This is a genomic window from Halolactibacillus alkaliphilus, assembly GCF_900115465.1.
Taxonomy (GTDB): domain Bacteria; phylum Bacillota; class Bacilli; order Bacillales; family Amphibacillaceae; genus Halolactibacillus; species Halolactibacillus alkaliphilus.
In genome coordinates this window covers 1-11,026 of record NZ_FOWN01000049.1, presented here as the reverse complement: position 1 = coordinate 11,026, position 11,026 = coordinate 1, and the positions used below count along the sequence as shown (strand labels likewise).

The 11,026-nt window shown below is 38.0% G+C and carries 8 protein-coding genes and 2 pseudogenes; 8 read left to right on the top strand and 2 right to left on the bottom strand.

Annotation, left to right across the window (positions count from 1 at the left end; translation table 11 throughout):
- Window positions 1-220 (bottom strand): annotated as a pseudogene (locus BM163_RS13155) (IS5/IS1182 family transposase); the annotation flags it as partial.
- A 230-nt stretch (window positions 221-450) separates the two neighbouring features.
- Between BM163_RS13155 and spoVG the strand changes: the two are divergent.
- From spoVG to glcT, 8 genes are all read left to right on the top strand, one after another.
- Complete coding sequence (gene spoVG, locus BM163_RS13150; protein WP_089803637.1) at window positions 451-747, top strand: septation regulator SpoVG; 297 nt, start codon at window positions 451-453, stop codon at window positions 745-747.
- A gap of 265 nt (window positions 748-1,012) precedes the next feature.
- On the top strand, window positions 1,013-2,389 hold the full coding sequence (gene glmU / locus BM163_RS13145) for a bifunctional UDP-N-acetylglucosamine diphosphorylase/glucosamine-1-phosphate N-acetyltransferase GlmU (protein ID WP_089803636.1): 1,377 nt from the start codon (window positions 1,013-1,015) through the stop codon (window positions 2,387-2,389).
- 49 nt (window positions 2,390-2,438) lie between these two features.
- Window positions 2,439-3,392 carry a ribose-phosphate diphosphokinase gene (locus BM163_RS13140; RefSeq protein WP_089803635.1) on the top strand — a complete coding sequence of 318 codons (954 nt, stop codon included), beginning with the start codon at window positions 2,439-2,441 and terminating at the stop codon, window positions 3,390-3,392.
- A gap of 148 nt (window positions 3,393-3,540) precedes the next feature.
- Window positions 3,541-4,173, top strand: coding sequence for a 50S ribosomal protein L25/general stress protein Ctc (locus BM163_RS13135; RefSeq protein ID WP_089803634.1), 633 nt, complete (start codon window positions 3,541-3,543; stop codon window positions 4,171-4,173).
- Window positions 4,174-4,338: 165 nt separating this feature from the next.
- Window positions 4,339-4,896, top strand: coding sequence for an aminoacyl-tRNA hydrolase (gene pth / locus BM163_RS13130; protein WP_089803633.1), 558 nt, complete (start codon window positions 4,339-4,341; stop codon window positions 4,894-4,896).
- 234 nt (window positions 4,897-5,130) lie between these two features.
- Window positions 5,131-8,658 (top strand): transcription-repair coupling factor, encoded by a 3,528-nt coding sequence (mfd, locus tag BM163_RS13125; protein ID WP_089803632.1) that lies wholly within the window; start codon window positions 5,131-5,133, stop codon window positions 8,656-8,658.
- Window positions 8,659-8,722: 64 nt separating this feature from the next.
- Window positions 8,723-9,256, top strand: coding sequence for a stage V sporulation T C-terminal domain-containing protein (locus BM163_RS13120; protein ID WP_170243751.1), 534 nt, complete (start codon window positions 8,723-8,725; stop codon window positions 9,254-9,256).
- 419 nt (window positions 9,257-9,675) lie between these two features.
- The gene (gene glcT, locus BM163_RS13115; RefSeq protein ID WP_089803630.1) at window positions 9,676-10,518 is read left to right on the top strand and encodes a glucose PTS transporter transcription antiterminator GlcT; all 843 of its coding nucleotides are present in this window, start codon (window positions 9,676-9,678) and stop codon (window positions 10,516-10,518) included.
- 279 nt (window positions 10,519-10,797) lie between these two features.
- On the opposite strand, the pseudogene BM163_RS13920 reads toward glcT, so the two are convergent.
- Window positions 10,798-11,026, bottom strand: a pseudogene (locus BM163_RS13920) (hypothetical protein); the annotation flags it as partial.

Below are 11,026 nucleotides of genomic sequence, written 5' to 3'. Positions count from 1 at the left end.
CTTTAATTGTAGGAATACGCTCAACATATCTTATAAAAACAGAAATAATCATAGCAGCGTAGTTAAGCTCCTCCGGAGCTCCAAGACGTGATTTTTTACTTACCTCACGGTAAATGTGGTCAATATCAATGACCGAAATAATAGCATCATATCGTTGGGTAGGTTCCATTGCATATAATTCATTAATGCTAAATAAACTCTCTTGTCGTATAATAGGCATAGGGAGTTCTCCTCCAGTCTTTTGGTTTAGTTTGGTTACTTACCATTATACAAGACTTGGGGAGGTACTTCCTTTTTTATGCTTCAAAACCATTGGGCCGCAAGGCCTCAGAATTATGAAATTCATTCACGTAGATTAAAAATTCAAAAAAGTTGAAATTTAGCAGGAATTTCTACTTAACATGTTGAATGTATCTATTGTGTGTTAAATTTTATAAGGTGGTGAGCATAATGGAAGTTACTGATGTAAGATTGCGTTGTGTGGAAAGTGATAGTCGAATGAAAGCCATCGCTTCTATTACGCTAGATGAGGCGTTTGTTGTACATGACATTCGCGTGATTGATGGAAATAACGGATTATTTGTTGCGATGCCGTCGAAGCGGACGCCGGACGGGGAATTTAGAGATATTGCCCATCCAATCAATGCGAAAATGCGTAATATCATTGAGATTGCTATTCTAGCGAAATATGAGGAAGTCGTTCAAGAAACAAAAGAAGTGTCACAAGAAGAAGTAGGGGTCTCTTAATTTTATACGTTATAGTAAAACTCATTCACACATCGTTTTTGTTAAGCCAATAACGACGGATATGAATGAGTTTTTTTATGTCATTTTAAAAATCCAAACAACTTATGTCGATGTGATATCGCTTACAATGGTTCAACTTCTGTTGTTTAAGTGAATTTATCAGAAATTCAATTGATTTCAATCACCTTTTAAGATATATTTTAACATGGTATAATTTTATAAGAGATATACGTGACAGACGAATAGATTAATCGGAGGTTTCAATATGAGTAAACGATTTGCTGTTATTTTAGCTGCAGGGCAAGGTACACGGATGAAATCAAAGCTATATAAAGTGCTTCACCCAGTAATGGGCCGATCAATGGTTCAACACGTAATGGACCAACTAACCGCATTAGAATTGGATCAAGTTATTACAGTTGTTGGTCACGGAGCTGAAAAAGTAAAAGAAGAATTAGGAGAGGCAAGCGCCTTTGTCTTACAAGAGCAACAACTAGGGACGGGTCATGCAGTTATGCAAGCAGAAGATCTCTTGAAAAATCAAGAAGGTGTGACGCTCGTTGTTTGTGGTGATACACCTTTACTAACACAAAAAACACTGGAAGAAATGTTTAGCTATCACCAAAATAAACAAGCAAAAGTTACTGTATTAACAACAACGATAGATGACCCAACAGGTTATGGTCGCATTATTAGAAATGATGCAGGTGATGTTTCGAAAATTGTTGAACAAAAAGATGCGTCAAAAGAAGAACTTGAGGTCAAGGAAGTTAATGCAGGAACGTACTGTTTTGATAATAACTTTTTATTTACGGCTTTACAAAGTGTGTCTAACGACAATGCACAAGGGGAATATTATTTACCGGATGTAATAGAAATCGCGAAAAACAATCATCAGACAGTAGCAGCTTTTCAAACAACGGATACAGATGAAACGCTAGGTGTGAATGATCGTCTCGCTTTAAGCGAGGCGGAACGTATAATGAAACAGCGCATTAATCGGGAACATATGAAAAATGGTGTGACCATTATTGATCCGCTAACAACTTATATTGCCCCAACAGTAAAGATTGCCCCAGACGTTGTGGTTGAACCAGGTACAACGATTAAAGGGTATTCAGTTATTGGGACAGACAGTATTATTGGACCAAACAGTGAAATCGCAGATAGTGAAATTGGCCAAAGTTCAAAAATTCTTCACAGTGTGGTACATGAAAGTAAAGTAGGTAATCGAGTCAATATTGGGCCGTTTGCCCATGTCAGACCCGCATCAGATATTCGTGACGATGTTAAAGTTGGTAACTTCGTTGAAGTTAAAAAATCAGTGATTGATGACAGTAGTAAAGTCTCTCACCTCAGCTACATTGGAGATGCTGAGATAGGTAAAAATGTGAATGTTGGTTGTGGCTCTATTACGGTCAATTATGATGGTGCGAATAAATATAAGACGATCATCGAAGATGATGTATTCGTTGGATGCAATACAAACCTTATTGCGCCGATTACTGTTGGTCGAGGTGCACTTGTTGCGGCAGGATCAACTATTACTAAAGATGTGCCGGAAGTGGCTTTGTCAATTGCACGAGCAAGACAAGTAAATAAAGATGGTTACGCAAAAAAACTTAATAAATTACTAAAATAATCATTGAATTATTTAACATAACAATCAAATTAAATGGAGGTCTGACAGAATGTCTGTTGATTATCAAGATCGTAAATTAAAGGTGTTTTCACTGAGTTCAAATCAGGAATTAGCAAAAGAGGTGGCTGACCATATTGGTGTACCACTCGGAAAGAGTTCAGTGACATCATTTAGTGATGGTGAAATCCAAATTAATATTGAAGAGAGTATTCGTGGATGTGATGTGTATATTATTCAATCAACATCAGCCCCAGTTAACCAGCACTTAATGGAGCTTTTAATTATGATTGATGCATTAATGCGTGCATCAGCAGCGACTATTAATGTTGTGATGCCTTACTATGGTTATGCTCGTCAGGACCGTAAAGCACGTGCGCGTGAACCGATTACAGCAAAACTCGTAGCAGATATTATTCAAGAAGCAGGTGCTGATCGTGTTATTACACTTGACTTACACGCACCGCAAATCCAAGGATTCTTCAATATTCCAGTAGACCAATTAGTTGGTGTGCCAATTTTAGGTGATTACTGGAGCGAGAAAAACTTAGAAGATGTTGTTATCGTTTCACCCGATCATGGTGGTGTAAGTCGTGCTAGACAACTTGCAGAGCGTTTGAAAGCGCCGATTGCGATTATTGATAAACGTCGTCCCCGTCCTAACGTGTCAGAAGTGATGAACATCGTTGGTAAAGTTGACGGAAAGACAGCGATTTTAATTGATGACATGATTGACACTGCAGGAACAATTAGTTTAGCAGCACAAGCGCTTATGGAAAATGGCGCAAAAGAAGTTTATGCGTGCTGTACGCACCCAGTCCTTTCAGGTCCAGCTATTGAGCGTATCAATAATTCTCCTATTAAAGAACTTGTGGTGACAAACTCAATTGTACTGCCTAAAGAAAAACAAATTGATAAAGTTGTTGTTTTATCAGTAGCACCACTTATTTCAGAGGCGATTATTCGTGTTCATGAAGAGTTGTCTGTCAGTGTCTTATTCGATTAATTTAGATATATATGTTTAATGGGTCATCTTTTTGGGAATACACTCTAGTAGAATCGCTTCTTTATACATGCTTAGATAAACTTTAAGCTTATCGATTCTAACATTTGTTAGATAGAAAAAGAACGAAATTTATTGGAGGTTGACACTTATGGTAGTCAAATTAAAAGCAGAACGAAGAGATGATTTAAAGAAATCAAGCACGAAAGCAATTCGTGACAAAGGATTTATTCCTGCGGTTGTTTATGGTAAAGCGAAAGATACGATGACCGTTCAGGTTGACAGCATTGAATTACTTAAAACAGTACGCGATGAAGGGCGTAATGCGATTATTAGTTTAGATGTAGAAGGCGCATCTGTAGATGTGATGCTGCATGATTATCAAGTAGAACCTATAAAAAATCAACTTGTCCATGCGGATTTCTATATTGTTGATATGAAACAAGAGATGGATGTTCTTGTACCTGTTCACCTAGAGGGTGAAGCAAAAGGACAAAAAGAAGGTGGCGTATTACAACAGCCTCAATATGAATTGGAAGTACGCGCAAAACCAGCGGATATTCCAGAAGAAATTTTAATCGACATTTCTGACTTAGGAGTCGGCGACTCAATTATGGTATCAGACCTTAAAGATGGTAAAAACTATGAAGTCTTAGAGGATGAAAATATGACAATTGTTGCTGTAACGGCGCCGGATCAAGTAGAAGATTTAGAAGCAGATGAACAACAGGAAGCGGTTGAGCCTGAACTCGTTGGGCAAAAAGGTAGCGACGAAAAAGAATAGACGTTACAGGGAAATATCAGATAACTATATATCACTAATGAGAGCTTGGGTAGCTTCTGTTATCCAAGCTCTTGTTGTGTGAAATTCAAACAATAGCTCTTTCTTTTTCATAAAAAAAGAAGTAGAATGGAAGTCAGATATAACCAACTGGAGGATGTTAGATAAATGAAACTGATTGTTGGGCTGGGGAACCCTGGTCGCAAATATAAAGATACTCGACACAACGTCGGCTTTATGGTTATCGATGAGCTAGCAAAGCGTCATGGATGGGGACTAAATAAAAAGAAATTCCAAGGGCATTTTGCCTATGAATTATTAGGGACTGATAAAGTTATTCTATTAGAGCCACAAACATATATGAATTTATCAGGGGATAGTGTAAAACCACTCGTTGATTTTTATGAAATCGCACCAGAAGATATTGTTGTTGTTTATGATGATTTAGACTTACCAACAGGGAAGGTGCGCTTAAGACAAAATGGTGGCCATGGCGGACATAATGGGATTCGTTCAATGATTGATCAGCTCGGTACGAAAAATTTTAATCGAGTAAGAATCGGTATTGATCGTCCTAAGGAAGGTTTAACAGTGACAGACCATGTGTTAGGACGTTTTACTAAGTCAGAGCGCCAACTCATTGATCAAAGCATTTTGCACGCGGCACAAGCATGTGAAGCCTTTATTACAGAAGATTTTCAGACGGTCATGAATAAGTATAACTAAGTTACTGCGTTTCGTTATGCTGTAAAGCCAAGAACCCTCTTAGTCATTGACTAATGAGGGCTAGTTGTATTGGCTATAAGGATTCGACAGCTTCCGTGCCAAGGCGACAGAAATAGTCTGTATTTTTGGCCTTATATTATTTTAAAAAGATAAATATATAAGATGACAGCTTTGGGTGCTTTTACCAAAGCGTTTTAACATGTTCGAAGAGAAAATTAAAGGAGGGGATTAGTCTTGCGAGAGATGAATCATTATTTATTAACATACGACGATGTTTTGTCAATGGTTGCTGGTGTCAACAATGGTATGAATGAACAACAAGTCTCAGGACTCCCAGGTTCGGCTAGAAGTCTATGGATGGCTACAATCCAACAAGCAGTAAAAAAACAAGCAATCATTGTGACACATCATTTAACCCAGGCGCAACAATTGGTTGATGATTTAGCCGATTTGATTGGCCAAGATGAAGTTTTTTTATATCCCGTAAATGAGTTAATTGGTACGGAACTGAGTGTGGCATCACCAGAATTAAAAAGTCAGCGAATTAAAGCGCTCGCAGATTGGACTAAAAAAGAAAGTGGCGTTCTCATTGCGCCTGTTGCTGCTTTAAAGCGGGTTTTACCTCCAAAGGACTACTGGGAAAAGTTCACGCTAAGTTTTGCGCTTGGCGAAGATATCCCTTTGAATCAGGCGTTAACACAATTAGTATTAATGGGGTATGAACGTGTCGATATGGTTGAAGCGCCAGGTGAGTTTAGTATGCGTGGAGGTATTCTAGATGTCTATCCAATGACGGAAGAAAACCCCCTCAGAATAGAGTTTTTTGATGAAGAAGTTGATTCAATTCGCTATTTTCAAGCCGATTCCCAGAGGTCGCTACACAAACTAAACGAGGTTTTTATCTATCCAAACACAGAACGGTTATTAACAGATGAAGACCGCTTAAAGTTAATAGACACATTGAAAACTAAGCGAGTAGATCAACTTAAGATTATGCAAGAAGCTGAAGCGAAGGCGAAGTTTGAAGCAATGCTTGAGAGAGAAATTGATGCACTAGAGAATAACCAAACATTTGATGATATATATAAATACAACCAGTGGTTTTACGATCAACCGGGTAGTTTAGTGCGTTATTTAGCTGATGATGGGCTTATTTTTATGGATGAGCTCGGGCGTATTAACGAAACGCTTGACCAACTCGATCACGAAGAACAGGAGTGGATTGAATCACTGCTTATGCATCAACGTCTTTTTTCTCACCTCAAACTTTCTTATGGACGAGAAGATATCGAAGCTCAAGCAAAACAACAAAAGATTTATTTGTCTATTTTTATGCGTCAGTTCCCACATACAAAGCCTGGGAACATTATCAATGTTCAAGCGCGTGATATGCAGGAGTTTCACGGTCAGATGCCACTCTTAAAGAAAGAAATAGTGCGCTATAAGAAAAGCGATTACTCTGTTGTATTTATGGTACGTACACCAGAGCGTGCAGAGAAAGTACAAGCGATTTTAAAAGATTATCAAATAGAAGCAGGTTTGGCAGACGAGACGACATCACTGCCTACAAAGCAACCTGTGATTATGATTGGCCAATTAGATCACGGATTTGAGCTTCCCCTACACAAATTAGCGGTAATTACGGATAGAGAATTATTTAAATCACGCGTAGCGGCAAGAAAAAAAAGCCCTAAAAAAATGAATAATGCAGAGCGAATCAAGAGTTATCAAGAGTTGAAAGTGGATGACTATGTCGTTCACGTTAATCACGGAATTGGTCAATTTATTGGTGTGGAAACACTGGAAATTCAGGGGATGCATAAAGACTTTATGTTAATCCAATATACCGGTGATGATAAGTTGTACGTTCCGATTGACCAAATTGATCTGGTGCAAAAGTATGTTGGCTCAGAAGGAAAAGAACCGAAACTCTATAAACTGGGTGGTTCTGAATGGAAAAAAGTTAAACGGAAAGTACAATCCAAAGTGGAGGATATCGCCGATGATTTAATTAAGTTGTATGCGGAACGAGAAGCATCGGTCGGCTATCAATTTAGTGAAGACCATTTAATGCAACGTGAATTTGAAGATGCTTTTCCTTATCAAGAAACAGATGATCAGATAAGAAGTATTGAGGAAATCAAACAAGATATGCAGAAAGCTCGACCGATGGACCGATTATTGTGTGGTGATGTTGGTTATGGAAAAACGGAAGTGGCTCTTCGGGCAGCGTTTAAAGCTATTGCGGAAGGTAAACAGGTTGCTTTTTTAGTGCCGACAACCATTTTAGCTCAACAACATTTTGAGACAGCATTGGAGCGATTTCAGGATTTTCCAGTTGAAATCAGCATCCTAAGTCGATTTCGAACACGTAAGCAGCAGACACATGCTTTAAAGGGGCTTAAAGATGGGTCAGTAGACTTGATTATTGGTACACATCGTCTGTTGTCTAAAGATGTTCAATATAAAGATTTAGGGCTATTAATCGTCGATGAAGAGCAGCGCTTTGGTGTGAAGCATAAGGAGAAAATTAAAACATTAAAAGCAAATGTAGATGTCCTAACGTTAACTGCTACACCAATTCCTCGTACACTTCATATGTCGATGTTAGGTGTTAGGGATTTATCCGTTATTGAAACGCCACCAGCAGATAGGTTCCCGATTCAAACGTATGTAGTGGAGTACAATCCATTATTATTGCGTGAAGCGATTGAAAGAGAAACCGGTCGTGGAGGTCAAGTGTTCTTCCTCTACAACCGCGTAGAAACAATAGAACAAAAAGCAAGAGAAATTGAAAGTTTAGTGGAAGGCGTGCGCGTTGGTGTCGCTCACGGTCAAATGAATGAAACGGAACTTGAGAACGTTATGCATGCGTTTTTGAACCGGGAATACGATGTTTTAGTGAGTACGACCATTATTGAGACCGGTGTGGACATTCCTAACGTTAACACCTTAATTGTTGACCGAGCTGACCGCATGGGATTAAGTCAGTTGTACCAATTGCGTGGACGTGTTGGTAGAAGTAATCGCATAGCATATGCTTACTTTACCTATTTACCCGATCAAGTATTAACAGAGGTGGCGACAAAAAGATTACAAGCAATCAAAGAGTTCACCGAACTTGGCTCTGGATTTAAAATTGCGATGCGAGATTTATCTATTCGTGGAGCGGGTAACATCCTCGGGGCTCAACAACATGGGTTCATTGAGTCCGTTGGTTTTGACCTTTATTCTGAGATGTTGAAAGAGGCGGTTGAACGACGGAAACAAGGTCTAACAGGTGAAACGGTGGAAGTGATCAATCCAGAGTTACAGTTGAAAATCGACGCTTACATACCAGATATGTATATTTCTGATGGTAAGCAAAAAATTAATATGTATAAACGCTTCCGAGCTGTTGAACATGAAGAGGATTTAATTGATTTAAAAGAAGAATTAGTTGACCGTTATGGGGATTATCCGATTGAAGTTGAAGCGCTAATCGATGTCACTGAACTACGGATGTATGCTAAGCGTGAGAAAGTTGAGTTAATTAAAGAGCAAAAAAATAATATGTTTGTGACACTCGCAAAGAGTGCTACCCGTAACTTGTTGTTTGATAAACTAGCAAGTTATGTGGATGATTTTGGCCGAATGTTAAAATTTAAATTTGAAAATAATCAAGTTATCTTCACCTTTACTTTTGATAAACGTTCTCAAAATGATCGTTACAGTTACATTAAAGGATTACTTTTAGCACTGAAAGATTTTAAAAACGACTGACGTATATTTTTCACCTTTCTTACCCACACTAATCTCAGAAATGATGAAGAAGAGGGGAAAAAGGATGAAGGCGACAGGCATTATTAGGCGAATCGATGATTTAGGTCGTGTGGTGATTCCTAAGGAAATCAGACGCCATTTGCGTATTAGGGAAAGTGATCCATTAGAGATCTTTGTGCAACATCAAAATGAAATTGTATTAAAGAAATATTCACCGGTCGAAGCTCTAGAAGATCTTGCGTTGCCTTATTTGCGGAGCATTCACCATGAGCTTTCTTATCCAGTGATGTTGATGGACCGAGAACAGTTTATCTTAGGTGTAGGATCAGAGACAAAAGACCATTTGCATCAACCAATCTCTAGGCAGTTAGAAGGTTTTATTGATGGAAGAAAGTTCGTTAAGACAACATCAAAAGAAACACTAGAACTAAGAGAAGGTGTGACGCGCGATATACATTACTGCTTTATGCCAATTATCAGCGAGAGTCATCAAGTAGGTGCTATATTGGTTTTTAGTGAAGAGGGCCCTTTGCCAGAGATAGTGAGACACATATTAAATATATTTGTTCACTTTTTAAAAATGCAGTTAGAAATATAAAAACACGCGTGGTTTTCCACGCGTGTTTTTATGGGTTCGCCCAGCATGAGTGTCTTGGGTGAGAGACTATGAAGGGAGCCGGGCTCAAACACTTACACTGACAGATAGACGTGTCATATAAAGGTACGGCAAAACGGATAAGCCTGCTACACAAGGCGAAATCTCATATTGCCCTCCGTCACGTAATATGACTGAGAGACCGATAGGTCAATTAATGATCTACCTCCTACTCGGTTATGTTTAACATAGAGAAAATCAAGAGATAGTTAAGAACATCTTAAAGGAATATATGTAAAAAAACCCTTAAATAGTTAATGGTCTTTACCGTCATATTCCTCATACGAAGGTTTTACTTGTCAACAGACATTAAACCGGCTAGGATAGTAATAGCACGATGTCTAATGAGTGGGGGAAACAAGATGGAAAAAGAATTAACTGTAGAGAAAGCGCTTAATAACAATGTGGTGATCGCAAAGGACCACGTACTAGATGAAGTCGTCTTGATCGGAAAAGGCATCGGGTTTAATCGTAAAAAAGGGGATATGATTAGTTTGTTTGATGCTGAGAAGACCTTTGTATTAACAGATAAAAAAGAGATGGAACAATATCAAACATTGATTAGACATCAAGACCCTGAGCTTATTGAATTCTTAAATGATATTATCTTTTATATAGAGTCACAAATGGATCAGCCACTCAATGAACACATTCATGTCGCATTGACAGACCACTTAAGCTTTGCGATTAAACGAGCCGGTTCAAACATCCAATTTACTAATCCTTTCTTATTTGAAATTGAATCACTGTATCCAAAAGAGTTTCAAGTGGCGCGTGAAATTGTTAATAAAATCGATCATAAGCTTGGCATTCGATTTCCAGAAGGTGAAACAGGCTTTATAGCTTTGCACATTCACAGTGCCATTACGGACCGCCAAATCCGTGATTTGAATCGGCATCATGAATTAATTGCTTTAATGATCGAACTAATAGAAGAGAACCTAGATGTCAAAATTAATAAGGGTGATGTTAACTACAACCGCTTATTGCAACATTTACATCGTGGGATTGACCGTGTAAATCAAGACAATTTACTTGGTAAAGAACAAAGTTTAAAAAATGTCTTGAAAACGACTTATCCGACATGCTATAATCTTGCATGGAAGTTAGTTAAAGTTATGCAGAAGCAATTAAATAAACCCGTTCATGAGTCAGAAGTATTATATTTAACGATTCATTTGCAGCGGCTTACTAATAAAATGTAAACGTGTTACTGATTCGATCAGGCATGAGTGAAAAAGCATTTATAAGACATAGACAGACGTCTATCCTTTGTGTGCTTTTTTTACTCATGCCTTTTTTATTTTATTATCCTAGGTCAAAATAAATTAGAATCCGGTCAGATCAGATTAAAGCGTCTATATGAAAGATTGTTGATGCATAGAAAAAGGAGGAAATGATTATGTCAAACTTATTTGGGTTCTTACGCAATTTTGGGGATAATATATGCGCCTAACAAATATAAATTCGTTTATTTTTTGAAATTAGGGTTGATAGAGAATTCTTAGACGTAAGAGAGGAAAACTTGCTCTTCCATACAACATGCGTTTAATAGTTTTCAAACGATTAACCTGACCTTCTAGGAAACCATTGTTTTCATCAAGTTCTATGGCATTTAAAGTAGGTGGGAAATCAGATAATAGTCTTGAAATGAAGTGTGTAGTTAATGGATCCTGTCGATCTTTCTCATATAAAATAAGTTCGCGAAACTCT

Coding starts and splice junctions, on each gene's coding strand:
- glcT (WP_089803630.1), top strand. CDS start 9,676: ATGGAAAAAGAATTAACTGTAGAGAAAGCGCTTAATAACAATGTGGTG.
- BM163_RS13140 (WP_089803635.1), top strand. CDS start 2,439: ATGTCTGTTGATTATCAAGATCGTAAATTAAAGGTGTTTTCACTGAGT.
- glmU (WP_089803636.1), top strand. CDS start 1,013: ATGAGTAAACGATTTGCTGTTATTTTAGCTGCAGGGCAAGGTACACGG.
- pth (WP_089803633.1), top strand. CDS start 4,339: ATGAAACTGATTGTTGGGCTGGGGAACCCTGGTCGCAAATATAAAGAT.
- BM163_RS13135 (WP_089803634.1), top strand. CDS start 3,541: ATGGTAGTCAAATTAAAAGCAGAACGAAGAGATGATTTAAAGAAATCA.
- BM163_RS13120 (WP_170243751.1), top strand. CDS start 8,723: ATGAAGGCGACAGGCATTATTAGGCGAATCGATGATTTAGGTCGTGTG.
- spoVG (WP_089803637.1), top strand. CDS start 451: ATGGAAGTTACTGATGTAAGATTGCGTTGTGTGGAAAGTGATAGTCGA.